This is a genomic window from Nocardioides sp. P4_G10, assembly GCF_056401175.1.
Genome location: NZ_JBFUJV010000011.1, coordinates 60,598 through 85,389 on the forward strand (window position 1 = coordinate 60,598; position 24,792 = coordinate 85,389).

Below are 24,792 nucleotides of genomic sequence, written 5' to 3' on the forward strand. Positions count from 1 at the left end.
CCCGTCGAGGTCCCGGACAAGACGTTCGTAGTCGTTCGCGGGGTCCACAGGTCAAGGATGACGGATGCGCGCTGCCATCGGCAGATCGAACGGTCAGCTCGTCTCCGTCTGGAACCCGTGGCCCCACCGCTACGTTGGAGCGGGTGCCTGCCCCACGCACTGACGTCCACCACAGCTCAGAGGAGACCCATGCGCAGCGAACTGTTCGGCACGAACCTCGAGTCTGCCGGCACCGGCCGGTTCGCCTTGCAGAACCCACGCATGCTCCGCGTAGCCCTCGATGGCGAGGTGATGGGGCGACAAGGCGCGATGGTCGCGTACCAGGGCCAGGTCGACTTCGCCTACCAAGGCGCGGGCGGCATGGGGAAGTTCCTCAAGAAGACCTTCACCGGCGAGGGCATGCCCTTGATGAAGGTCTCGGGACGCGGTGACGTGTTCTTCGCCGACGACGCGATGGAGATCCACCTCGTCAACCTCGAGAACGACGCCTTGACGGTCAACGGCAGCAATGTCCTTGCCTTCGACTCCACCCTCGCGTGGGACATCAAGCGGGTCGAGGGGGCATCGATGATGGCCGGCGGCGTCTTCAACACCACGTTCACCGGCACCGGCACCGTCGCGATCACCTCGCACGGCAGTCCTGTCGTCCTCGACGTCGACGCGCCGACGTACGCCGACATCCAGGCAGCGATCGCGTGGTCTTCGTCGCTGAGCACGGCCGTACGGCGCACCGCTGGCGCCGGTGCACTCATCGGCCGTGGCTCGGGAGAGGCCTTCCAGCTCGAGTTCAGCGGACAGGGGTTCGTCGTCGTCCAGGCCAGCGAGGGTCGGGCGGTGGCTCCTCACAGCCACTGATGGTGGGCTACGACGGTGACCGCTCGTCCGAGTGCAGCACTGATTCCCGCGTTGAGCGCAACGGCGAAGTGTGGGGCTCTCGACGAGGAACTCCAGCTGGTCGAGGTGGGTACGCCAGGTCAGGTCGACCAAGCTGACTTCTGGCTGCGTGCCGGTGGCGTTGGCGACGACCGCCGTACCCTCGCCGGATGACACGGGGGACGGTAGTGGTGATGGTCTGTGTGCTGCTCGCCGGTTGCGGCGCAGGCGACACCGAGGTCCCCGGTGATGAACCGATCACGCCCGCGGCGATTGCTGCCATCGTGCAAGAGCACGTCCACGTGGAGCCGAGGCGCATCGCGGAGTCGGAGGTCCTGGCTCGCGGGCTCGGGGACCAGTCCACGGGCGTGTGGCTCGAGTATGCCGGCGTGTCGCTCACCGTCGGCGTGGCGCCCACCAGCACGAGTCCGCTGGTATGTGCCACGGCCGCGTTCTTCGATGAGTGCGTAACCGACTCCGTTGACGGTCACGAGGTGACGATCGCGTGGCAGCAGCTCGAACCTGAGGAGGACCCCGGGGTCGTCTACGTCATCGACCGCCGTCTGGAGGAGGACGTCTTGGTGAAAGTGAGTGGAGCCTCCGTCACCGACGATCCGCGCGACCTCGACCTCGGCGTGCCGCTGGCTGACCTGGCCGCCCTCGTGGCCGATCCGCGACTGAGCCTCACGACGACCCCACCCGTCGTCGAGCTGGGCGCCGACGTGGAGATCGAGCAGGGTGGACCGAACGAGACGCCTGCCCCGCGCTGACCATGCGTCGGGTCGTGCCCGCAGCGCGGCCGACGCGGACTTTCGCCGCTTCTGCGTACGGCCACTGGCCGAGCAGCACCTGCTGGCTCCGTGGATGTTGAGAGACTGAATCGGTGACGGACGACAGAGCTGCAGAGATCGCCGCGAACCGGAGGCTCTGGGCGATCGTGAACGAGCGATACACCGATGCCGCCGCCGAGAGCATGTGGCGCCGGGCGGAGATGGCGTGGGGACTGTTCGCCGTACCGGAGGAGCAGCTGGGCGTCCTGGGCGACGTTCGCGGTCTGGACGTCCTCGACCTTGCCTGCGGCACCGGCTACGTCGCCGCCTGGCTTTCACGGGCAGGTGCCCGGCCGGTCGCACTGGACTTCTCCAGTGATCAGCTCGGCACGGCACGGCGGCTCCAGGCCCAGCTCGGCCCCGACTTCCCCCTGGTCCAGGGTGACGCGGAGCGGATCCCGTTGGTCAGCGGGCAGTTCGACCTCATCGTGAGCGAACACGGCGCGGCCGCCTGGTGCGACCCGGAGCGCTGGCTGCCCGAGGCGGCGAGGCTGTTGCGCCCCGGCGGTCGGCTGGCCTTCCTGACCAACAGCAACCTGTCGACGCTGTGCGTTCCTGCCGAGGGCGGCGTGGCGCAGGACCGGCTACTCCGCGGGCAGCGCGAGGTCCACCGGGTTCAGTGGCCGGGCGGCGGATTCGAGTTCCATCCATCGCACGGTGAGTGGATCAGGCAGCTGCGCCGTTCCGGCTTCGTCGTGGAGGCGATGCACGAGCTCTACGCGCCGGCCGACGGACACGACCACCCCTTCTACGAGATCGTGTCGCCCGAGTGGGCGACGGCGTGGCCGGCCGAGGAGCTGTGGGTGGCGGTCCTCGACCAGCCGGCGGACGGGACCCGTGCATCATCATCGGCCCGTGGGGACGGTCTGATCGAACGTCGTTGAGAACTCTCCGAGCGCTATGGTCGCCGCGTGGTCGACCACGCATCGGAGCTGTGTGAGCTTCCCTCCCTGTCCACAGGTCGTCTCGTGCTCCGACCAGTCGGAGTCGGGGACCTGGACCTGCTGGTCGACCTGAACTCCGACCCAGCAGTCATGTCCTACGTTCGAGGGCGCCCCGCAAGCCCTGACGAGTCCGCCGCTGAGTGGCGGCAGCGCCTTGCCCACCAGAGCGATGCAGGGCGCGGACTCGGATACTGGGCCGGTTTCGAGGCTGGCACCTTCGTTGGCTGGTGGTCGGCGTCGTCATTCGAAGGACAGTCCGACATCTCTGGCATCGGCTATCGACTGCGCCCCGCGAGCTGGGGCCGCGGACTTGCCACGGAGGGGGCGCAGGCGATGATCCGCCAGGCGTTCTCGTGCCCGGACATTGACCGAGCTGTCGCCTCCACGATGGCGGCGAACACCGGATCGCGTCGCGTGCTGGAGAAGCTGGGGATGACGCAGTACGCCGCGTGGGCGGCGTCTCCGGACAGGCAACAGGTTCCTGGCTGGCAGCACGGCGAGGTGGCCTACGAGCTCCCGCGTGCCAGGTGGTCGCCTTCCACATCGAACAGCAACTGAGCGTTTCCCGTCCCTGTCCATGCGCCGGCTACGGCCGAGGTCGGGTGGGCGAAGGCTCCAACCCGGTCGTCTCGTCTGCATGAGCCGCGCCCCGCTGGCCGACCATCGCCAATCGGAACAGGAAGAAACGCACCAACCCCGTGCCCAGGTTCGTCGCGATGAGGACGACCAGCTCCTGCTGGCGAGTCGGTTGGGCGACAACGGCGTCGAGAAGCCACAGGGAGCCTGCCGTCACGGCCAGGCTGAAGCCCAGAAGGGCAAGCCCGAGCGCCTGGTGCTGCACGGTTCGGTCCGTGCCACGCACGCCAAAGGTGACGTAGCGGTGCCCGAACGTTCCAGCGATCGTCGACAGGATGAGCGCGAGAGCGTTCGCCGGCTGGGCGCTGAGCTGCTCGCGGAGGACGAGGTAGAGCAGTCCGTAGAGCACGTTGAATGCAGCGCCCACACTGGCAAAGACGACAAGCTGCACGAAGACCGACCGCCGACGTGCCATCGCGCCGGTCACGACCTCTGGGCACGGCATGGCGGACATCCTGCCCGAGCGAGCACTCATCGGCAGATCCGGGCATCCGGACGTTCTGGTCGAGGCGCAGGCGAAGCCGGCAACGTCATGGTGGGCGGCTGCTGGGACGACCAGGACCCATGACGTTCCAGCCCGGTGCCGGCGACGCGTCGAGCGGAGGTGACGGGGCAGCGCGCACACCCTCCGATAGGTTCGACGCCATGAGTGCGCCCGGGCTCGACCCGACCTTCAGCGACCTGCCGCACCGCCGGCTCGGCGAGGTGGCCCTCGCCCGCGCCCAGGAGCTGGGCGCCAGCCATGCGGACTTCCGGTTCGAGCGCAACCGCTACCAGTACCTCGGTGCCCGCGACGGCGTGCTCCAGACCGCGAGCGACGCCGAGGACCTCGGTTTCGCCGTCCGCGTCGTCCACCAGGGCGCCTGGGGCTTCGCCTCCGGCGTCGTCCTGACCGACGACGAGGCCCGTCGCGTCGCCGAGACGGCCGTGGCGGTGGCGCGGGTGGCCGCGACGATGACCACGACGCCCGTCGAGCTGGCGCCCGAGCCGGTGCACGACGACGTCACCTGGGTCTCCGGCTACGACATCAACCCGCTCGACGTACCCACTCCGGAGAAGGGCGCGCTGCTGGTCGACTGGACCGAGCGCCTGCGCACCGGCACGGCCGTCGCCCACGCGACTGCCTTCCTGCAGCAGGTGCAGGAGAACAAGTACTACGCCGACCTCAGCGGCACCCGGACCACCCAGCAGCGGGTGCGGCTGCAGCCCGGCTTCGAGGCCACGGGCGAGGACGCGGAGACCGGGATCTTCGACTCGATGGCCTCCGTCGCACCGCCGGTGGGTCGTGGGTGGGAGTACCTGACCGGGGCGCACTGGGACTGGGACGCCGAGCTCGCGGAAGTGCCCGAGCTGCTCGCCGAGAAGCTGAAGGCGCCAAGCGTCGAGGCCGGCACCTACGACCTCGTGGTGCACCCGTCCAACCTGTGGCTCACCATCCACGAGTCGATCGGTCACGCCACGGAGCTCGACCGCGCGCTGGGCTACGAGGCCAACTACGCCGGCACGTCCTTCGCGACCTACGACAAGCTCGGCAACCTCCAGTACGGCTCCCCCGTGATGAACGTCCGGGGCGACCGCACGCAGGAGCACGGTCTGGCGACGGTCGGCTACGACGACGAGGGCGTCCGGACCCAGGAGTGGGACATCGTCCGCGACGGCGTGCTGGTGGGCTACCAGCTCGACCGCTCGATGGGCCACCTCAAGCCGGAGCTGAACGACGGCCGGTCCAACGGTTGTGCGTACGCCGACTCCTCCGGCCACATCCCGATCCAGCGGATGGCCAACGTGTCGCTGATGCCCGGCGCCGACGACCTCGGCACCGACGACCTGATCTCCCGCGTGGAGCGGGGCATCTACGTCGTCGGCGACAAGTCGTGGTCGATCGACATGCAGCGCTTCAACTTCCAGTTCACCGGCCAGCGGTTCTACTCGATCGAGGACGGCAAGCTCGCCGGGATGCTGCGCGACGTGGCCTACCAGGCCACCACGACCGACTTCTGGGGCTCCATGGAGGCCGTCGGCGGACCCGACACCTGGGTCCTCGGCGGCGCCTTCAACTGCGGCAAGGCCCAGCCCGGGCAGATCGCCGCCGTCAGCCACGGGTGCCCCACCGCCCTCTTCCGCGGGGTCAACATCCTCAACACCATCGACGAGGCGGGCCACTGATGACCTCACAGCGCAGCACCCCCCAGCAGCTGGTCGAGCACGCGCTCGCGTCCTCGACCGCCGACGACTGCATCACCATCGTCCGCGACGTCACCAGCGCAAACCTGCGCTGGGCCAACAACACGCTGACGACCAACGGCGTGATGACCGAGGTGTCGGTGACCGTGATCAGCTTCGCCGCCGTGCAGGGCGGCGTCGCCACGGGCTCGGTGTCCGGCAGCGCCTCCACGCCCGAGCAGGTCACCGCCCTCGTCCAGGCCGCCGACGCGGCCGCTCGCGCCGGATCCGCCGCGGAGGACGCGGCCGAGCTCGTCGCCGATTCCACCTCGCCGGACTGGGACACCGAGCCGGAGACCACCGACATCGGCGTCTACGACGCGTTCGCACCGGCCCTCGGCGAGGCGTTCGCCCAGGCCTCCGGCGAGGACCGCCTGCTCTACGGCTTCGTCAACCACGACGTCGCCACCACCTACCTCGGGTCGAGCCGCGGCCTCCGCCTGCGGCACGTGCAGCCGACCGGGCACTACGCCTGCACCGGCAAGGACACCTCACTCACCCGGAGCGCCTGGACCGGTGGCGCGACCCGCGACTTCCGCGACGTCGACGCCGCGGCGATGGCCGCTACGGTCGCCCAGCGCCTCGCCTGGGCCGAGCGCCGCATCGACCTGCCCGCCGGGCGCTACGACACCATCCTGCCGCCGTCGTCGGTCGCCGACCTGATGATCGACGCCTACTGGGGCGCCGGCGCCCGCGTCGCCCACGAGGGCGAGTCGGTCTACAGCCGCCGCGGTGGCGGCACACGGATCGGTGACAAGGTCGCCGCCCCCGGCGTCAGCCTCTTCTCCGACCCGGCCCACCCGGGACTCGAGTGCGCCCCGTTCGCCATCGCCGGCGCGTCCGACAACACGGACTCCGTCTTCGACAACGGCCTGGCCCTCGAGCGCACCGACTGGATTCGCGACGGCCTGCTGACCGGCCTGCTCCAGACCCGCCACTCCGCCGGGATGACCGGCCAGCCGGTGACCCCGATGATCGACAACCTCGTCCTCGAGGTGGGCGACGGTGCCGGCACGATCGAGGACATGATCGCCGGCACGCAGCGCGGTCTGTTGCTGACCTGCCTGTGGTACATCCGCGAGGTCGACCCGCAGACGATGCTGCTCACCGGACTGACCCGCGACGGCGTCTACGTCGTCGAGGACGGCGAGATCGTCGGCGCGGCCAACAACTTCCGCTGGAACGAGAGCCCGATCGACCTGCTCAACCGGTTCAGCGCCGCCACCGCGACGGTGCCGAGCTTCAGCCGCGAGTGGGGCGACGACTACTTCTCCCGCACGGCCACGCCCGCCCTGCGGATCCCCGACTTCAACATGTCGAGCGTGAGCCAGGGGGTCTAGCCTCCGCCGCCCTTCAGGCAGCAGGATGTGCGGGTCACACCGGACGAGCTCACTCGGGGGCCTGATGACGGCACTGGCGCAGGCAGAGCCTGATCAGGGTGGCGCGCTGCGGTCGAACGTTCTCTACGGCCGAAGCCGCACCATCGCGTTCGCGACCGTTGCCCTGGGGATGCTGCTCGCGGCCCTCGACAGCACGATCGTCTCGACGGCGCTGCCGACCATCGTCGGCGACCTCGGCGGGGGCAACCATGTCTCGTGGGTGGTGACGTCCTACCTGCTGGCGCAGACGATCACCTCTGCCGTCGCCGGCAAGCTCGGCGATCTCTTCGGACGCAAGCTCGTCCTCCAGGCCAGCGTCATCATCTTCATCACCGGATCCGCACTGTGCGGCCTGTCCGGCAGCATGGAGTGGCTGATCGGGTCCCGGGCCATCCAAGGGATCGGTGCGGGTGGCTTGACGGTCACCGCCACGGCGCTGATCGCCGATGTCATCCCGCTGCGCGAGCGTGGTCGTTACCAGGGAGCACTCGGCGCGGTCTTCGGCGTCACCACCGTGCTCGGGCCCTTGCTCGGAGGGTTCTTCACCGACCAGCTCTCCTGGCGCTGGGCCTTCTACATCAACGTCCCGTTCGCCCTGATCGTCATCATCGCCGCCCACCGGACCATCCCCGCCGTCGAGCGCCAGAGCCAGGTGAAGATCGACTGGCCGGGCATCGTCACGGTCGGACTGGGTGCCGGTGCCTGGATCCTGGCCACGAGCTGGGGCGGCACGACCTACGCCTGGGACTCGGCCACGATCATCGGCCTGTTCATCGGCGGCGCCGTCGCCCTGACCGCGTTCGTCCTGGTCGAGATCCGCGGCACCGATCCGATCCTCCCGATGGGTCTGTTCCGCAGCAAGGTGTTCTCCGTGTGCTCGGCGCTCGCCTTCGTCGTCGGCTTCACCATGCTCGGCGCGATGACGTTCCTTCCCACGTTCCTGCAGTACGTCGAGGGCGTCTCAGCGACTGAGTCGGGTCTGCGCATGCTGCCGATGGTCGCCGGGTTGCTGCTGACCTCGATCAGCTCCGGAATAGCGGTGAGCCGCACCGGCCGATACAAGATGTTCCCCGTCGTCGGCTCCCTGGTGATGGCGCTCGGTCTCTACCTGCTGTCGCGGATGGACACATCCACATCGACCGGCCTGTCGTCGCTCTACATGTTCATCCTGGGGTTGGGCATCGGCATGTCGATGCAGGTGCTGACGATCATCGTGCAGAACTCGGTGCCCTACGCCCAGCTCGGCGTCGCCACGTCCGGCGTCACCTTCCTGCGCACCCTGGGCAGCTCGTTCGGCGCCGCGATCTTCGGCACCCTCTACTCCAACTTCCTGGACCGTGAGCTGCCTGGTGCTCTTGCCCAGGCTCCCGGGGTGACTCCCGCTGACCTCGCGACYCCCTCCTCCCTCCACGAGCTGGACGACGCGCTCATCGCGCCGATCCTGGACACCTACGCGTCCGCCATCGGCCACGTGTTCCTGTGGGCGGTGCCGGTGGCCCTGATCGCCTTCGTCCTCGCCCTGTTCCTCCCCCAGGTCAAGCTCAGCGACGATCTCCAGCCGAGTGCCCGGGACCTCGGCGAGGGCTTCGGTCTCCCCGAGGCCCGCAACGCCGAGGACCGGATCTCCCAGCGGGTCGCGAACCTCCTCTATGCGCGTGGCCGCGAGGGAGTCCTGGAGATGCTCGAGCAGGCGGACCTGGGGATGGACGAGGGCCGGGTGTGGGCGCTCCTGCAGGTCGACGGCCTCACCGCGGGCGGTCGTACGGCATCGGTGCGGGACATCGCGATGGCGCGCGCGGTGCCTCCCATCCTCCTCCAGCCGGCCTTCGAGGACCTGCTGGACCGACGCCTGGTCCGGGGAGACCTTCAGGAACTTCGGATGACCGCGACGGGTGGGGCGGCCGTCACCCAGCTGATCGACACCTTCCGCAGCTGGGTGGTCGGCAACCTGCGGGACGTGGACGTGGCCGACACCGCGGCTGTCGACGCCGTCGTTGCTCGCATTGCACGACGCGTCGTGCGGGAGGAGGCGGACTCGCGGCCGCTCGTGTCGGTCGGCATCGAACCCACTGCGACGACTCCGCCCGAGGCGACGCCGAACTGATGAGGTTCGAGCGGCGTGACGCTCAGGGGTGACCCCCGGGAATGCCCACGTCGGGGTCGTAGGGCACGTGCGTGTAGATGAAGGTCGCGCACTCGAGGTTGCGGATCGACCCGTCCGGACGGCGTACGACGTCGAGCCGCTCGCCGCGGTGGTAGCCCAAGACGCCGACCAGCGTCCCCTGCACCAGCTCGAAGCGGTCGGTCACGACGTTGCCGCGCGCCATCGCCCGCATCTCGACACCGTCGTTGTGCCAGCGCACGTCGTAGGCGGTGTTGCCCCAGAACCACAGGCCCGGCACGTCGTGGGCCTCCGCCGGGACGGCGAGGGTCGGGCGCCACGGAGCCGGCCGGGAGTCCTCGGCATCGGGGTCGCCCTCGATGAGCGACACGGCGAGGTCGCGCGGGTCGATGCCCGTGGTCGCGTTGGCGAGCACCGCCGCCCCGATGCCGCTGTCGGGATCCACGTGGAGGGCGGCCAGGAAGCCGGGCATCGAGCCGTTGTGCCCCACCAGCCGCCCGCCGGGGTGGATGCCCAGCATCAGCCCGAGCCCGTAGTCGGCGGTCACGGGTCGCTGCATCTCCACCAACGAGGAGGTCGCCAGCACGTCGGGGCGGGCACCGCCGAGCGCCTGGCCCCACGTGACGAGGTCGGCGAGGGTGGACCACAGCTGACCGGCCGGAGCCATCGCCCCTGTGTCGGTGAGCGGCTCGTGGACCCGGACACCGGTGAAGTGGTCGACGCTCCAGCCCGGCTGGGCACCGGGACGCGGCAGGTACGACGTCGTCCGCATGCCGAGGGGCTGGAGGAGGCGCTCGGACACCAGCGCCCGCCAGGGCGTCCCGAACCGTCGGGCGACGACCTCGCCGAGGAGGCCGTAGCCGAGGTTGGAGTAGTGGAACCACGCGCCCGCCGGCGCCACCCGGCCGCTGCCGTCGTTGGCCAGGGCGAGGGCCGTGAAGTCACCTCCCCGCGTGCGCTCCCACCACGGGCCGCGGGGCTCGCTCTGCATCCCCGACGAGTGCGCGAGCGCGTCGCGGACCGTCACGTCGCCGTAGCCGACGTCGCCCAGGTGCGTGGTGAGCGGGTCATCGAGGTCGAGCAGACCCTCGTCGCGGGCCTGGACGACCAGGACGGCCGTCATCGTCTTGGTGATCGACCCGATGCGGTACTGGCCGTCGAGGCCGGGCGCCTGCCCGGCCCCGCCCGCCCACACCGCGCCGTAGCGGTCGAAGACCGCACCGACGACGGACGTCAGCCGCCCCTCGGCCTGGGCGACGTCGAGCAGTCGCTGACGCTGCAGACTCATGCACGTACTCGCTTCGCTCCGTGCGCACATGAGGCACGTGTCACGCTGCGCCGAATGGCTCGCTCGCTCCGCTCGCTCACGAGTGCGACCCTAGAGCAGCGCCGCCCGGTCAGTCCTGTGCGAACGCCTCCGGCGGGGGGCACGCGCAGACCAGGTTGCGGTCGCCGTAGGCCTGGTCGATGCGAGCCACCGGCGGCCAGTACTTGTCGGGGTCGATGCCGCGCGGGAACACGCCGAGCTCGCGCGAGTAGGAGCGGTCCCACTCGCCGACGAGCGCGCGTGCGGTGTGCGGCGCGTGGCGCAGCGGCGAGTCCTCCGGGCTCCACTCCCCCGCCTCGACGCGGGCGATCTCCTGGCGGATCGCGATCATCGCGTCGCAGAAGCGGTCGATCTCGGCGAGGTCCTCGGACTCGGTGGGCTCCACCATCAGCGTGCCGGCCACCGGGAACGACATCGTGGGCGCGTGGAAGCCGTGGTCGACGAGCCGCTTGGCGACGTCGTCGACGCTCACTCCGCTGGCCTTGGTGATGCCCCGCAGGTCGAGGATGCACTCGTGGGCCACCAAGTTGCCGTGCCCGCGGTAGAGCACCGGGAAGTGCTCCCCGAGGCGGTGGGCGACGTAGTTGGCCGAGAGGACCGCGACGGCCGTCGCGCGGGTCAACCCCTGGGCGCCCATCATGCGGATGTAGGCCCACGTGATCGGCAGGATGCCGGCGGAGCCGTAGGGCGCGGCGCTGATCGGGCCGATGCCGTCGCGCTTCTCGGTCTCAGGGTGCCAGGCGTGCGAGGGCAGGTACGGCGCCAGGTGGGCGCGTACGGCGACCGGGCCGACGCCGGGGCCCCCGCCGCCGTGGGGGATGCAGAAGGTCTTGTGCAGGTTGAGGTGGGACACGTCGCCGCCGAACTCACCGGGACGCGCCCAGCCGAGCAGCGCGTTGAGGTTGGCCCCGTCGACGTAGACCTGGCCGCCGTGGTCGTGGACGATCTTGCAGAGGTCGGTGATGGTGTCCTCGTAGGCCCCGTGGGTGGAGGGGTAGGTCACCATGATCGCGGCGAGCGTCTCGGCGTGCTGGTCGCACTTCGCGAGCAGGTCGTCGAGGTCGACGGACCCGTCGTCGGAGGCCTTCACCACGACGACCTTCATCCCGGCCATGACGGCCGACGCGGCGTTGGTGCCGTGGGCCGAGGACGGGATCAGGCACACGTCGCGCCCGGTGTCGCCGTTGGCCCGGTGGTAGCCGCGGATGGCCAGCAGGCCGGCCAGCTCACCCTGGGACCCGGCGTTGGGCTGCACCGAGACCCGGTCGTAGCCGGTGACCTCTGCCAGCCACCGCTCGACGTCGTCGACGAGCTCGCGGTAGCCGGTGGCGTCCTGGGCGGGCGCGAAGGGGTGGAGGTCCGCGAAGCCGGGCAGGCTGATCGGCTCCATCTCGGTGGTCGCGTTGAGCTTCATCGTGCAGGACCCGAGCGGGATCATGCCGCGGTCGAGCGCGTAGTCGCGGGACGAGAGCCGGTGCAGGTAGCGGAGCATCTGCGTCTCGCTGTGGTGGGAGTTGAAGACCTCGTGGGTGAGGAAGTCGGTGGTGCGGCGCAGGTCCTCGGGCATACCGGTGGACGCACCGTCGTCGCCGGGTGCCACGCCGAAGGCGCGCAGCACCGCCGAGACGGTCGACGGGCTGGTGCGCTCGGACGTCGACAGACCGACGTGGTCGGCGTCGATCACCCGCAGGTGCAGCCCGACCTGGCGGGCCGCCGCGATGACGTCGCCGGCGCGGCCGGGGACCGCCACGGTCAGCGTGTCGAACCAGGTGTCGTTGACGACCTCCACTCCCCCGGCCCGCAGCGCCTCGGCGATGCGGCTGGCGTGGTCGTGGGTGCGCTGCGCGATCCGCCGCAGGCCCTCGGGACCGTGGTAGACGGCGTACATCGACGCGACGACGGCGAGGAGCACCTGCGCGGTGCAGATGTTGGACGTGGCCTTGTCGCGGCGGATGTGCTGCTCGCGGGTCTGGAGTGCGAGGCGGTAGGCCGGGCGACCCTCGGCGTCGACGGACACGCCCACCAGACGGCCGGGCAGGTGGCGCTCGAGGCCGGCCGAGACGGACATGAAGCCGGCGTGCGGACCGCCGTAGAAGAGGGGTACGCCGAAGCGCTGCGACGAGCCGACCACGACGTCGGCGCCGAAGGTGCCGGGCGCCTCGAGCAGGGCGAGGGCCAGGAGGTCGGCCGCGACGACGGCCAGCGCGCCGCGCTCGTGGGCGGCCTCGATGACGGGACGCGGGTCACGCACCGCGCCGGAGGCACCGGGGTACTGGACCAGCACGCCGCAGAGGTCTCCCTCGGGCAGGCTCTCGTCGAGGTCGGCGACGATGACCTCGATGCCCATCCCCTCGGCACGGGTCCGGACCACCTCGATGGTCTGCGGGAGGGCGTCGGCGTCGACGACGAACGGCCCGGTCTTGTTGCGCTGCGCTCGGCGTACGAGCGTCATCGCCTCCGCGGCAGCGGTGCCCTCGTCGAGCAGCGAGGCGTTGGCGGTGGGCAGGCCCGTCAGGTCGGCCACGACGGTCTGGAAGTTGAGCAGCGCCTCGAGGCGGCCCTGGGAGATCTCCGGCTGGTACGGCGTGTAGGCGGTGTACCAGGAGGGGTCCTCGAGCACGTTGCGCCGGATCACCGCCGGCGTGATGGTCGCGTGGTAGCCCAGCCCGATCATGGCCTCTGCGGGACGGTTCTGCGAGGCGAGGGTGCGCAGCGCGCGAGCCGTGGCCTCCTCGTCGAGGGCGTCCGGGAGGTCGAGCGCCGCGGCCGAGCGGATGCCGTCGGGCACCGCCGCCGTCATCAGCGACTCGAGCGACTCGTGTCCGATGGCCTCGAGCATGTGGGCGACGGCGGCGTCGTCCGGGCCGATGTGCCGGGCGACGAACTCGCCCAGCCCTTCGACGGCGCTGGAGGCGGAGGTCGGGGTGAGGTCGGGCACGCAGGCTCCCTGAGGTCGCGTCGCTGGACCTCCCCCTCTGTCGGTCCGGTGACCTCCAGAGTGCCAACCCAGCGCGGTCCGGGTGCCTGAGAGGTTCCGGGGAGGAATTGCCCCTTCGGCGCGCGACGTCCGGTCCAGGGACCGCGCGCCGCGACTCTCCCGCATGGGATGTCGGCGCCACCGAGTCTAGCCGGGGAGGGCAGAAATGCCCGAAGCCGCCCGGTTCACGGGCGGCCTCGTGGGTGGAACGGGAGGGTCGGAGCCGGGTCAGCCGGTCTGCCGGGCAGCGCGGCGGGCGGCGAGCTCGTCACCGGCCGACGGCGCGGCCTGCTCGGCGGTGCGCTCGGACGGCAGCTCGGCGAGGGTGCCCTCGATCTCGCGCCACACACCGCCGATGGCGATGCCGAAGACGCCCTGCCCGCCCTGGAGCAGGTCGATGACCTCGTCGTTGCTGGTGCACTCGTAGACCGAGGCGCCGTCGCTCATCAGCGTCACGCGCGTCAGGTCGTCGGTGCCGCGCTCGCGCAGGTGGGCGGTGGCGGTGCGGATCTGCTGCAGCGAGATGCCGGCGTCGAGGAGCCGCTTGACGACCTTGAGGATCAGGATGTCGCGGAAGGAGTAGAGCCGCTGCGACCCGGAGCCGGCGGCGCCGCGGACGCTCGGCTCGACCAAGCCGGTGCGGGCCCAGTAGTCGAGCTGGCGGTAGGTGATGCCGGCGGCGTTGCACGCCGTCGGGCCGCGGTAGCCGGTGTCGCTCGGGAGCGGCGAGACGTCGTCGGCGAAGAGCAGACCCTGCTCCTCGGCGAAGTCGGTGGCCTCGGCCTCGGCCTTCATGCGCGCGGCGTCGGCGCCCTTCTCGTTCTCGTTGCTAGCCACAGTGACCCTCCAGGTCAGTTCCTCCGCTGAGCGGTAACTCCTGGGGGAAGGGCCCGCCCGGTGCCGGGAGGACCCGACAACCACAACGGTGGAGTTACAACAGAGACAGTTCAAACTAAGCCCGATCCTCCGGGTTGTCCATCCACGCAGCGGCGTGTCGCAACCCTCAACCTCAACTTGAGGGTGAGGGTCTCGCCGTGGTCAGTGGGACTCGAAGTCGTCGGGTGAGACGTGGTCGAGGAACTCGCGGAACCGCTCGACCTCGTCCTCCTGCTCGGCGGGCACCGCCAGGCCGGCCTCGTCGAGCACCGCCTCGGCGCACACGATCCGTGAGCCGGTGCGCAGTGCCAGCGCGATGGAGTCCGAGGGGCGGGCACCGACCTCGGCCCCGCCGTCGAAGACCAGCTGCGCGAAGAACACGCCGTCCTTCATGTCGACGATGCGGACCTCGTCGAGGCGCTGGCCGGTGGCCTCGAGCACGTCGCGAAGCAGGTCGTGCGTGAGCGGGCGGGGCGGGGTGACGCCCTGCTGGGCGAAGGCGATCGCGGTCGCCTCGACCGCTCCGATCCAGATCGGGAGGTAGCGCTCCCCCGTCACCTCTCGCAACAGCACGATGGGCTGGTTGGAGGGCATCTCGACGCGGACTCCGACGACGTCCATTTCGCGCATGCGTCCACCCTACTCATGTGCCCTGATGCCACCACGGCGGCGGGTCGGGCGGGTCAGCCGCGGTCGAGACCGACCTTCACGAGGGTCGCGTGCAGGCGCACCGACAGCGCCGCGATCTCGGACGTGGCGTCCTCGGCTCGCCCCCGGGCGGCAGCGTCGCGGCCCCGCGCGAGGGGTGCGACGACCTGCTGGACGAGGCCGACCTCCCGGTCGGCGGCCGTCTTGAACGCGCGCAGGTGCCGGGGCTCGAAGCCGAAGTCGGCGAGCTCACGCGCGGTCTGGGCGACGACGAGCGCATCGCTGTCGAAGTGACCGGTGCCGCTGCGCGCGCTGAGCAGGCCGTACTGCTCGAGCTCGACCAGCAGCTCCTCGGTGATCTCGGCGACCTTGAGCAGCTCGCGGCGCGAGAGGCGCAGGTCGCTGGTGCGCCGGAACGACTCGGGGCTCGGCAGCCCGTCCGCGCTCAGCGCCACCTTGGGCACCGTGGGCACGACGGAGTCGATCGCGGGCGGCTCCAGCCCACGGTCGATGGCGTCGAGGTGGTCGCCGATCACCTTCAGCGGCAGGTAGTGGTCACGCTGCATCGTCAGGATGTAGCGCAGGCGCGAGACGTCGTCGGCGGAGAACTTGCGGTAGCCGGCAGCGGTGCGCTCCGGCTTGACGAGCCCCTGGTCCTCGAGGAAGCGGATCTTGGGGATGGTGACCCCCGGGAAGTCCGCTCGCAGCTGGTCGAGCACCTGACCGATGTTGTAGCGGGCGCCGCGACTCGAGCCCGCGGCCGTCGAGGCACTCACGGATCAGCTGTCCGGGTGGGAGGAGAAGAACACCAAGCGGTACTTGCCGATCTGGACCTCGTCGCCGTCGTTGAGCTCGACGGAGTCGATCCGGTCGCGGTTGACGTAGGTGCCGTTGAGGCTGCCCACGTCGCTGACGTCGTAGCCCGTGCCGGTGCGACGGAACTCCGCGTGACGGCGGGAGACGGTGACGTCGTCGAGGAAGATCTCGCTGTCGGGGTGGCGACCGGCGCCCACGACGTCGACGTCGAGGAGGAAGCGGCTGCCCGCGCTCGGCCCGCGCTGCACGACGAGCAGGGCGTGGCCCTCGGGGAGGGCGTCCACCGCGGCGGCGTCGACCGGGCTGAGCTGGCGGTCGGAGGACTCGCGCTGGTCCGGGGCCCCGAAGGTGATGGTCGCAGTGGTCTCGACCGGGCTCGCGCCCGTGTCCTCCCCAGCGTGCAGCTTGGTGCCGCACTGGGCACAGAAGCGCGCATCGTCAGGGTTCTGCTGGCCACAGGCGGTGCAGAACGGCATTGGAAGCTCCTCGACGGATCGACGCCCAACCCTCAGCCGAGGGTTGAGGTTGACGGTTTCCCCGAACCTACCAGCCCGCTCGAGGCGACGACGGGCGGTCAGGGAACACCGAACGACAGGTGGTGCGGCTCAGCCCTCGAGGCCGGCCTGGTACGCCGCGGCGTCCATCAGGCCGTCGAGCTGCGAGCTGTCGGCGACCGACACCTCGAAGAGCCACCCGGCCTCGTAGGGGTCGCTGTTCACCAGCTCGGGAGTGGCGTCGAGGGAGCCGTTGGTGGCGACGATCTCACCGGTCACGGGGGCGTAGATGTCGCTGACCGACTTGGTGGACTCCAGCTCGCCGCAGGTGTCCCCCGCGGTCACCTGGTCGCCGACCTGGGGCAGGGAGACGTACACGATGTCGCCGAGCGCATCCTGCGCGAAGTCGGTGATCCCGACCCGGACCGAGCCCTCGGTGTCTCCGGGGGTGCGGACCCACTCGTGCTCGCTGGTGTACGTGAGGTTCTCCGGATACACGAGGACTCCTAGGTGCCGTGGGGCGTCGGGTGGGTGGGGTGCGGGGGGTGTCCGGCAGGCTACTGGCCGGTGCCGGGCTCCGCATACTCAGGTCGCGAGGGGTCGCGGACGCTCGTGATGTCGACCGCCTCGAGCTCCTCGATCTCGACCGATGCTCCGTCGTAGGTCTCCAGGGTCTCGACGGGCCCGGTCGAGAAGGTGAGCGCGGTCTTCAGCACGTGCGGGTCGCCGATCACCTCGAGGACGTAGGGCGGCTCGAGGAGCTGGCCGTCGAGCTCGATGCCGCCCACGGCGTTGTCGAACGAGCTGTCCGCGCCGACCCGGATCGAGTCGTTGAACTCCATCGCCTCGGCGCCGGCCGTGCGGAGCTCCTGCACGGTGTCGAGCAGCGACCCGACGTTGACCCGGCTGGACGACTCGTTGATGGTCATCCGCAGGCCGGGGCCGGTGACGGGCACCAGGCCGGCGATGATGTTGAGGGTCCGGACCCGTTGCTCGGCCTCGTCGAGGGCGGCGGACCGCGCCCGGCTCTCGTTGGTCAGCTCGTCGCGCCGCGACTCCAGCCGGCCGACCTCGCGCCGGGCTCGCTCGGCCGTCCCGGTCAGCCCGTCGAGCACCTCGATCAGCTCGCTCTCGCGCAGCCCGGAGTAGGTGTCGTTGGCCTTGGTGTCGCGCACCTGCACGACGAAGGCGAAGCCGAGGATCGCGAGCAGCACCGCGACGACCACCTGTCGCCGCGACGGCCGGATGAGGGCGTGGCGCAGGCGCTCGCGGCCGGGCTCGGGCTCGGGGTCGGTGCGATGCGCGGGGGCGTGGTGCGCCTCATGACCGGCCTCGTGCTCGCCCTCGTGACCGGGCTGGGGATCGGATTCGTGGTCAGGCATGGGAATCAGGCGTGGAAGACGTGCCTGCGGATCGCGGCGACGTTGGAGAAGATGCGGATGCCGAGCACGACGACGACGCCCGTGCTGAGCTGGGACCCGACGCCGAGCTGGTCGCCGAGGTAGACGATCGCCGCCGCGACGACGACGTTGCTCACGAAGGAGACGACGAACACCTTGTCGTCGAAGATGCCGTCGAGGTAGGCGCGCAGCGCACCGAAGACGGCGTCGAGGGCGGCCACCACCGCGATCGGCAGGTAGTTCTGCAGGCTGAGCGGCACGTCGGGGGCGAAGACCAGCCCGGCGATGATGCCCAGGAGCAGGCCAAGTGCGGCGATCACGGCGAGCTCCCCTCCTGTGCTGGTCCGCCGTAGGGTTCGGCGTCGAGCTCGATCACATCACGAAGGACACGTTCGGGCGCAGCCGGCAAGCGGATGTCGTCGACATTCTGGGCCTCGTACACAAACCCGAAGTTGTTGACGCGGCCGAACCACTGCTGGCCCTGGGAGGTCTCCACGAGTCGGGCCTGCAGCGTGCGCGGGTCACCGATCGCCGAGACCGTGTAGGGCGCGTTGACGGGGCGCCCGTTGACGTGGACGGCCCGGTTGGTGTTGCGGATCCCGCCCAGCGCGTTGATCCGCTGGTCGTTGATCGCCACGGCTTCGGCACCCGCCTCGAACAACCCGTCGACCAGGGTGGCGAGGTCCTCGTCCAGCACCTCCCCGTCCACCTCGTCGCCGGGACGGTTGTCGACCGTGATCCGCACGCCCGGGCCGTGCACGGCCGAGAACCCTGTGGTGAGCTCGGCACGGCGCACCCGGGTCTCGGCGTCGCCGAGCTCCGTCTGGGTCCTCGTGCTGTTGCTGGCGACCGAGGCGTTGAAGCGGGTCAGCCGCGCGACGTCGGCCTGCAGGGCACGGACGTCGTCGCTGCGGGTGTCGATCTGCTGGACGAGCGCGGCCCGGCTGAGCTCGTTGGCAGGCGCCTCCCGGTCGGTCTGCACGGCGACGACCGCCGCCATCACGCCGAGCGCCGCGATGGCCAGGAAGCTCGACCAGTTCGGCCGCACAGCACGCGGTCGTGCGTCGCCCGCGACCGCCCGCTTCTGGGCCACGTGGGCGTAGTCCTCGTCCATGGACCGGGCGGTGATCAGCGTCAGCAGCGGGGTGGTGACGTGCTCGGGGAGCCGGCGGCCGGCATCGGGCTCGCTCGACGCCGTCGGGGTGCCCGTCCGGGTGTCAGCCATGGTCGGTTGCCGGCGACGTACGACGTGGGGTGTCGCGCACCAGGGTGCGCACCTGCCAGGCGTAGAGGACCCCCGCCCACCAGTAGAGCCCGATCCCCCACCACGCGAAGGCCCACCCGAAGTTGCGGGCGAGCGTGGCGACGATGCCGTCGCCCTCGCCGAGGAGCAGCAGCGGGAAGGCGTAGAGCAGGTTGAAGGTCGCGGCCTTGCCGAGGAAGTGCACCGGGAGGGCCGAGTAGCCGCGGGTGCGCAGGATCGGGACGAGACCCCACAGCAGCAGGTCGCGCAGCGGCAGGGCGATGGCGACCCACCACGGGATGATGTCGCGCAGGTAGAGGCCGAGGACCACGGCCAGGATGTAGAGCCGGTCGGCCACCGGGTCGAGGATCTCCCCCAGCTTGGAGTACTGGTCGAGCCGTCGCGCGAGCCACCCGTCGAGGAAGTCGGTGAAACCGGCGACCATCAGCACCACGAGTGCGATCGCGTCGGCCTCCGGTCCGAGCACCAACCACAGGAAGAGGGGCACGCCGGCAAGCCGCACCACACTGATGATGTTGGGCACGGTCCAGATGCGAGAGGCTTCCTCGGACACGGTCAGACCCTATCCAGCACTCAGTACGCCTCGACGCCGGACACGTCGTGGTGCGCAGCGTCGCGGATCTCGCCGACGAGCTCCTCGAGCACGTCCTCGAGCGTGACCAGCCCGATCACGCTCCCGTCGCGCTCGACGACCCGCGCCATGTGGGCCCCCTTGACCTGGAGGCTCTCCAGCGCGTCGTGGAGGAGGTCGCCGGGGTGGACCGAGGCGAAGGGCCGGATCCACTTGTCCTCGATCACGCGCGAGCGCTTGTCGTCGTCGGACTCGAGGGCGTCCTTGATGTGGAGGTAGCCCAGCAGGGTGCCGTCGTCGCCGGCGACCGGGAAGCGGCTGAAGCCGGTGGCCGCGCACACCGCCTCGACGTCGGCGACCGTGGAGCCGGGCGCCACGGTGGCCAGGGTGGCCGGAGCCATGACGATCGAGGCGACCGACTTCTCGGTGAAGCCGAGCGCGCCGGCGAGCCGGTCGTACTCGTCGGCCTCGATGAGGCCCTCGCCGCGCGACTCCTCGACGAGGGCGGCGACCTCCTCCCGGGTGAAGCTCGAGTGCACCTCGTCCTTGGGCTCGATGCGCAGGAGACGGAGCACCCCGTTGGCGGCCATGTTCATGGCGCCGATCAGCGGGCGCAGCACCGTGACGATCACCATCATGGGCGGGCTGAGGACCATGGCCGCCCGGTCGGCACCGGCGAGCGCGATGTTCTTCGGCACCATCTCGCCGAGGACGACGTGCAGGTAGACCACGACCGACATCGCGACCACGAACGACACCGGGTGCAGCAGGTTGTCGGGCATCCGGGCGGCGTGGAACACCGGCTCCAGGAGGTGGGCGACCGCGGGCTCGCCGATGGCACCGAGCCCCAGCGAGCAGACGGTGATGCCGAGCTGGGCGCCCGCCATCACGAGCGAGACGTTCTCCATGGCCCGCAGGGTGGTGCGAGCGGAGCGGGAGCCCTCCTGCGCCTTCGGCTCGATCTGACTGCGGCGCGCGGCGAGCAGGGCGAACTCGGCGCCCACGAAGAAGGCGTTGAAGGCGAGCAGGACGACAGCCAGGCCGACGCCGAAGAGGTCACTGTTCACGGTCGACCTCTCCCACCAGGACGAGGTCGAGACGGTCGATGCGCAGGCCGTCCATCCGCTGCACGGTCAGGGTCACGAGGCGCTCGCGCACCTCGTTGGGGTCGCTGCGGTCGGGCACCGGCAGCTCGACGCGGTCGCCCGGCTCCGGGATCTTGCCCAGCTCGCGCATGACGAGGCCGGCGACGGTGTCGTAGTCGTCGTGGTCGGGCAGCTCGATGTCGGTGACGTCCTCCACCTCGTCGGGCCGCAGGAGGCCCGAGAGGGTCCACGTCCCGTCGCGGCGCTGGCGGATGCGCGCGCCGAGTCGGTCGTGCTCGTCGGAGATGTCGCCGACGATCTCCTCGACGACGTCCTCGAGCGTCACGATGCCCGCGTGGCCGCCGTACTCGTCGAGCACGATGGCCATCTGGAAGCCGTCCTGGCGCAGCAGCGCCATCAGCGGGTCGAGCCGGAGGCTGTCGGGCACGACGACGGGCCTGACCATGACGTGCTTGATGCGGGTCGTGGACCGCTCGTGAACCGGCACGGCGACGGCGTGCTTGACGTGCACCGTGCCGACCACGGTGTCCTCGGAATCCAGGACCGGGAAACGGGAGTGGCCGGTCTGGCGCGCCAGGTCGATGACCGCGGAGACGCGGTCGCCGTCCTCGACCGTCGTGGTCCGCACGCGGGGGGTCATGATCTCGCCGGCCGTGCGCGTGCCGAACTCGACCGAGCGCTCGACGAGCTCGGCCGTGTCGGCGTCGAGGGTGCCCTGGACGGCGGACCGCTGCACGAGCGAGGCGAGCTCCTGCGAGCTCCGCGCGGAGCGGAGCTCCTCCTGCGGCTCGATGCCGAGGCGGCGGACGATCGCGTTGGCCGACCCGTTGAGCGCCCGGATGGGTCCGCGCGTGAGGGCGGTGAAGCCGCGCATGAAGCCCTGGGTGCTGCGGGCGGTCTGGAGCGGCCGGGCGATGGCGATGTTCTTGGGCACCATCTCGCCGAAGATCATCGTCACCACGGTGCCGAGGACCAGGCCGAGTGCGAGCGCCAGCGGCGTGACCACGCTCTCGGGCACGCCGGCTGACGCCAGCGGGTCGTCGATGAGGTCGGCGATCGCCGGCTCGGCGAGGAACCCGATCGCCAGGTTGGTCACGGTGATGCCGACCTGGGCGCCCGAGAGCTGCGTCGACAGCGAGCGGAGCGCCAGCTGGACGCCGCGGGCTCCCTCGTCACCGGAGGCCGCGGCGCGCTCGACGCTGGGCCGGTCGACGGTGACCAGGGAGAACTCGGCGGCCACGAACAGGCCACAGGCGGCCACGAGGGCCAACGACACGAGCAGGAGCAGGAGGGGGGTCACGACGCGCACCAGGCGATCAGTGCGGTCGTGCGGGGACTTTGACTCTCGTCCATGGCGCTGCTGCGGGTTCCTTCGTCTCGTGCTGTCGAGGTCGTTGCCGGGCAGTGGATGCCTCGCCCGGGCGCCCACAGGGTAGCGGTCGGGACCATTGTCGCCCCAGTCGTCGTGTCGCTTTGGGGAGGCGGGTGGGAGCGCCCTAGTGTTGCGCCGGTACAGGGGCGAGCGACAAGGACCCTCAGGGTCTCGGCGAGGGGCATGATGCGAGCGTGGGCACAGTCGATCACGGCTGCCCTGCTCGTCGTACTCGTCGCCACCCTCGCCACGGTCACTGCGACCAGCGACACCGGTGACGCCGGCGGCCCCGGCTCGGTGCGGATGGTGCAGGGCACCCAGTCCCCCACTGCCGAGGCCGACGGGCCGACCCGTCCCAACCTGGTCTTCGTGCTCACCGACGACATGCGCGACGACGACCTCGACCACATGCCGATCACCCGGCGCCTGCTGGCCGACCAGGGCATGGAGTTCACCGACGCGATCTCCCCGCACCCGCTCTGCTGCCCGGCGCGCGCACAGCTCGCCACCGGCCAGTACGCCCAGAACAACGGCGTCCAGCACAACCGGGGCGTGCACGGCGGGTTCCAGGCGCTCGACCCGACCCAGGAGGCCAGCACCTGGTTCCGGACCAACGGTTACCGCACCGGCTTCGTCGGCAAGTTCCTCAACGGTTACGGTCCCCGCGACGTCCGCCCCGACGGCTGGACGCGCTGGGACGCGCTCACCCGGGGGGTCTACGACTACGTCGACTTCTCGATGACCGGAGACGGGGACCCCCGCCGCTACACCGACAGCTACATCACCTCGGTGATCGAGGACCACACCAACGAGGCCGTGCGCGACTTCGCCCGCAGCGGCGACCCGTTCGTCGTCTACGCGTGGCACCTCGCTCCGCACTACCGGATCAGCCCCGAGGGCGGTCGCGGCCTGCCCCCCGCGGAGCCGCAGGACGAGCACCTGTTCCTCGACGAGCGCCCGTCGGCCTTCGACGACCCGGCCTTCAACGAGGAGGACGTGTCCGACCAGCCCGCCTACCTGCGACGGCGCACCCCGGTCCAGCGCGACGAGGTCTCCGCCGAGAACACCGCCCGGCTGCAGACGCTGCAGTCCGTGGACCGTGCGGTCGGGTCCCTGGTCGAGACGTTGGACGACGAGGGCGTGCTCGACGACACCTACATCGTCTTCACCTCCGACAACGGCTACTCCCTCGGCGAGCACCGCTTCGTCGGCAAGGACGTGCTCACCGACGAGGCGCTGCAGGTCCCGCTCCTGGTGCGGGGCCCGGACGTGGTCGCCGGCGCCACGTCGCAGCTGCCGGTGACGCTGGTCGACCTGCCCGTCACCTTCGCGGCGCTGACGGGGGTCACCCCGCAGTGGCAGGTGGACGGCACGTCCCTGGCCCCGACGTTGCGCGGCGAGGACCAGCCGTTCCGCGACACGACCCTCATCCAGACCGGCCGCACCCTCGGCGACGGCTGGTCGCACCGCGGGGTGCGCACCGAGCGCTACCTCTACGGCACCGACGGCGTCGACACCTTCCTCTACGACCACCTCCTCGACCCCGACGAGATGGTCAACCTCGTCGACGACCCGGCCTACGCGGGAGTCCGGTCCACCCTGGAGCTGCGCCGTCGCGAGCTGGTCGACTGCGCGGGCTGGACCTGCAACCAGCAGTTCGGCCCCGTCCCCGAGCCAGTGACGACCGCGGCCCGCGAGCCGTCGTCGTGACGCCGTGAGCGAGGCCCTGCACCCCGTCCTGTCCCAGGTTCTGCCGGTCGCGGTCTTCCTGCTCGCGATCACGGTGACCGCCGAGGTCGCGCAGCTGGCCGGCGTCTTCGACGTGGCCGCCCACGCCCTCGCCCGCCGTGCCCGCCACCGGGTGGTGCTGCTGTGGCTGACGTTCGCCGCGCTGGCCGTGGTCTGCACGATCGTGCTGAGCCTCGACACCACCGCCGTGCTGCTCACGCCCGTCGGCCTCGCGATCGCGAGCCAGACCGGCGTCGCGCCACTCCCCTTCGCGCTCACGACGCTCTGGACCGCCAACACCGGCTCGCTGCTGCTGCCGGTGTCCAACCTGACCAACCTCCTGGCCGTGCACCGGTTCGAGGACCTCGGCGCGGGCCACGGCGACTACGTGCGTACGGCAGCTGCCCCGGCCCTCACTGCCGTGGTGGTCACGCTCGTCCTGATCGCCGTCCTGCAGCGGCGCGCGCTGCGCGGGACGTACGCCGTCGAACCGCCGGCCGAGCCGCACGACCGCGTCCTGCTCGTCGTCGCCTCCGTCGTGTGCCTCGCCATCGGACCGCTGTTCGCCGTCGGCGTCGAGCCGGCCGTCGTGGCCGTGGGATCAGCACTCGTCCTGCTGGCGGCCCTGCTGTGGCGCGCGCCCGGCCTGCTGCGCGACGTGCGCCCGCCCTGGCTGATGGCCGGCGGCTTCGTGGTCGTCGCCGGCCTGCTCCGCCTCGCCCAGGGCGAGGGTCTCCTCGACTGGCTCGCGCCCGCCGTCGGCACCGGCGTGCGGGCGATCGACCTGCTGCACCTGTCGGCGGCCTCGGCGGTCGGCGCCAACCTGGTCAACAACCTCCCCGCCTACCTGCTCGTCGAGCCGGCGGCGGCCGACGACGTACGCCGCCTCATGGCAACACTGGTCGGCGTGAACGCCGGTGCGCTGGTCACGCCCTGGGCCTCGCTCGCCACGCTCCTGTGGTTGCAGCGCTGCCGATCGGCGGGGCTGCGGATCCCGCTCCTGAAGCTCGCGGGGTGGGGGGCGATCTGCGCCGCGGCCTGTGTGACGGCTGCGACCCTCGCCATCCGCTGACGCCCGCCCGACCCGCAACGCAGCAGCGGCGCGGCCCCGGAGGGCCACGCCGCTGTTCTGCGCGTTTTCGAACCGTCCCACTGCCTCTGGGGGGATCCGTGCCTCGGCGGGAGGTCGGGGCACGGGTGAGCAGT

Annotated in this window: 23 protein-coding genes and 1 riboswitch; of the genes, 9 read left to right on the plus strand and 14 right to left on the minus strand. The window is 70.8% G+C overall.

Features of this window, described 5'->3' with window-relative positions; genetic code table 11:
* Positions 1-189: 189 nt before the first annotated feature.
* The 4 genes from AC1DP1_RS13035 to AC1DP1_RS13050 all read left to right on the plus strand — a co-directional run bounded on the left by AC1DP1_RS13035 (position 190) and on the right by AC1DP1_RS13050 (position 3,205).
* The gene (locus tag AC1DP1_RS13035; protein ID WP_477507195.1) at positions 190-855 is read left to right on the plus strand and encodes an AIM24 family protein; all 666 of its coding nucleotides are present in this window, start codon (positions 190-192) and stop codon (positions 853-855) included.
* 188 nt (positions 856-1,043) lie between these two features.
* Positions 1,044-1,643: a hypothetical protein gene (locus tag AC1DP1_RS13040; protein WP_477507196.1), complete on the plus strand. Its 600-nt coding sequence runs from the start codon at positions 1,044-1,046 to the stop codon at positions 1,641-1,643.
* 113 nt (positions 1,644-1,756) lie between these two features.
* The gene (locus AC1DP1_RS13045; RefSeq protein WP_477507197.1) at positions 1,757-2,587 is read left to right on the plus strand and encodes a class I SAM-dependent methyltransferase; all 831 of its coding nucleotides are present in this window, start codon (positions 1,757-1,759) and stop codon (positions 2,585-2,587) included.
* 27 nt (positions 2,588-2,614) lie between these two features.
* Entirely contained in the window at positions 2,615-3,205 is a 591-nt protein-coding gene (locus tag AC1DP1_RS13050) for a GNAT family N-acetyltransferase (protein ID WP_477507198.1), read from the plus strand.
* Positions 3,206-3,233: 28 nt separating this feature from the next.
* Here AC1DP1_RS13050 and AC1DP1_RS13055 read toward each other — a convergent pair whose 3' ends face one another.
* On the minus strand, positions 3,234-3,710 hold the full coding sequence (locus tag AC1DP1_RS13055; RefSeq protein WP_477507199.1) for a GtrA family protein: 477 nt from the start codon (positions 3,708-3,710) through the stop codon (positions 3,234-3,236).
* Positions 3,711-3,928: 218 nt separating this feature from the next.
* Between AC1DP1_RS13055 and AC1DP1_RS13060 the strand changes: the two genes are divergently transcribed.
* From AC1DP1_RS13060 to AC1DP1_RS13070, 3 genes are all read left to right on the plus strand, one after another.
* Positions 3,929-5,449, plus strand: coding sequence for a TldD/PmbA family protein (locus AC1DP1_RS13060; RefSeq protein WP_477507200.1), 1,521 nt, complete (start codon positions 3,929-3,931; stop codon positions 5,447-5,449).
* Positions 5,449-6,846 (plus strand): metallopeptidase TldD-related protein, encoded by a 1,398-nt coding sequence (locus AC1DP1_RS13065; RefSeq protein ID WP_477507201.1) that lies wholly within the window; start codon positions 5,449-5,451, stop codon positions 6,844-6,846. The genes AC1DP1_RS13060 and AC1DP1_RS13065 overlap by 1 nt, the downstream gene beginning before the upstream one ends.
* A gap of 64 nt (positions 6,847-6,910) precedes the next feature.
* Positions 6,911-8,989 (plus strand): MDR family MFS transporter, encoded by a 2,079-nt coding sequence (locus AC1DP1_RS13070; RefSeq protein ID WP_477507202.1) that lies wholly within the window; start codon positions 6,911-6,913, stop codon positions 8,987-8,989.
* A 22-nt stretch (positions 8,990-9,011) separates the two neighbouring features.
* On the opposite strand, the gene AC1DP1_RS13075 is transcribed toward AC1DP1_RS13070, so the two are convergent.
* From AC1DP1_RS13075 to AC1DP1_RS13135, 13 genes are all read right to left on the minus strand, one after another.
* Positions 9,012-10,295, minus strand: a complete 1,284-nt coding sequence (locus AC1DP1_RS13075; RefSeq protein ID WP_477507203.1) for a serine hydrolase domain-containing protein — start codon at positions 10,293-10,295, stop codon at positions 9,012-9,014.
* Positions 10,296-10,404: 109 nt separating this feature from the next.
* Positions 10,405-13,272 carry an aminomethyl-transferring glycine dehydrogenase gene (gene gcvP, locus AC1DP1_RS13080; RefSeq protein WP_477507204.1) on the minus strand — a complete coding sequence of 956 codons (2,868 nt, stop codon included), beginning with the start codon at positions 13,270-13,272 and terminating at the stop codon, positions 10,405-10,407.
* A gap of 64 nt (positions 13,273-13,336) precedes the next feature.
* A riboswitch (glycine riboswitch) is annotated at positions 13,337-13,444 on the minus strand.
* A gap of 95 nt (positions 13,445-13,539) precedes the next feature.
* Positions 13,540-14,106: a MerR family transcriptional regulator gene (locus AC1DP1_RS13085; protein ID WP_477507260.1), complete on the minus strand. Its 567-nt coding sequence runs from the start codon at positions 14,104-14,106 to the stop codon at positions 13,540-13,542.
* Between the two features lie 243 nt (positions 14,107-14,349).
* Positions 14,350-14,817: a bifunctional nuclease family protein gene (locus AC1DP1_RS13090; protein ID WP_457189853.1), complete on the minus strand. Its 468-nt coding sequence runs from the start codon at positions 14,815-14,817 to the stop codon at positions 14,350-14,352.
* A 53-nt stretch (positions 14,818-14,870) separates the two neighbouring features.
* The gene (gene ftsR / locus AC1DP1_RS13095) at positions 14,871-15,611 is read right to left on the minus strand and encodes a transcriptional regulator FtsR (protein WP_457189851.1); all 741 of its coding nucleotides are present in this window, start codon (positions 15,609-15,611) and stop codon (positions 14,871-14,873) included.
* A 3-nt stretch (positions 15,612-15,614) separates the two neighbouring features.
* Positions 15,615-16,127 (minus strand): FHA domain-containing protein, encoded by a 513-nt coding sequence (locus tag AC1DP1_RS13100; protein ID WP_457189849.1) that lies wholly within the window; start codon positions 16,125-16,127, stop codon positions 15,615-15,617.
* Between the two features lie 129 nt (positions 16,128-16,256).
* Positions 16,257-16,643, minus strand: coding sequence for a glycine cleavage system protein GcvH (gene gcvH, locus AC1DP1_RS13105; RefSeq protein WP_457189847.1), 387 nt, complete (start codon positions 16,641-16,643; stop codon positions 16,257-16,259).
* 59 nt (positions 16,644-16,702) lie between these two features.
* Positions 16,703-17,527 carry a DUF881 domain-containing protein gene (locus AC1DP1_RS13110; protein ID WP_477507205.1) on the minus strand — a complete coding sequence of 275 codons (825 nt, stop codon included), beginning with the start codon at positions 17,525-17,527 and terminating at the stop codon, positions 16,703-16,705.
* A gap of 5 nt (positions 17,528-17,532) precedes the next feature.
* Entirely contained in the window at positions 17,533-17,865 is a 333-nt protein-coding gene (locus AC1DP1_RS13115; RefSeq protein ID WP_191195582.1) for a small basic family protein, read from the minus strand.
* Positions 17,862-18,770: a DUF881 domain-containing protein gene (locus tag AC1DP1_RS13120; protein WP_477507206.1), complete on the minus strand. Its 909-nt coding sequence runs from the start codon at positions 18,768-18,770 to the stop codon at positions 17,862-17,864. The genes AC1DP1_RS13115 and AC1DP1_RS13120 overlap by 4 nt, the downstream gene beginning before the upstream one ends.
* Positions 18,763-19,368 carry a cardiolipin synthase ClsA gene (gene clsA / locus AC1DP1_RS13125; protein WP_477507261.1) on the minus strand — a complete coding sequence of 202 codons (606 nt, stop codon included), beginning with the start codon at positions 19,366-19,368 and terminating at the stop codon, positions 18,763-18,765. Before clsA ends, AC1DP1_RS13120 begins: the two co-directional genes overlap by 8 nt.
* Positions 19,369-19,382: 14 nt before the next feature.
* On the minus strand, positions 19,383-20,447 hold the full coding sequence (locus tag AC1DP1_RS13130; RefSeq protein WP_477507207.1) for a hemolysin family protein: 1,065 nt from the start codon (positions 20,445-20,447) through the stop codon (positions 19,383-19,385).
* On the minus strand, positions 20,437-21,786 hold the full coding sequence (locus AC1DP1_RS13135; RefSeq protein ID WP_477507208.1) for a hemolysin family protein: 1,350 nt from the start codon (positions 21,784-21,786) through the stop codon (positions 20,437-20,439). Before AC1DP1_RS13135 ends, AC1DP1_RS13130 begins: the two co-directional genes overlap by 11 nt.
* 255 nt (positions 21,787-22,041) lie before the next feature.
* Here AC1DP1_RS13135 and AC1DP1_RS13140 point away from each other — a divergent pair, with 255 nt between their 5' ends.
* Positions 22,042-23,568, plus strand: a complete 1,527-nt coding sequence (locus AC1DP1_RS13140; RefSeq protein ID WP_477507209.1) for a sulfatase-like hydrolase/transferase — start codon at positions 22,042-22,044, stop codon at positions 23,566-23,568.
* Positions 23,569-23,572: 4 nt separating this feature from the next.
* Positions 23,573-24,658 (plus strand): ArsB/NhaD family transporter, encoded by a 1,086-nt coding sequence (locus AC1DP1_RS13145; RefSeq protein ID WP_477507210.1) that lies wholly within the window; start codon positions 23,573-23,575, stop codon positions 24,656-24,658.
* Positions 24,659-24,792: the final 134 nt, after the last annotated feature.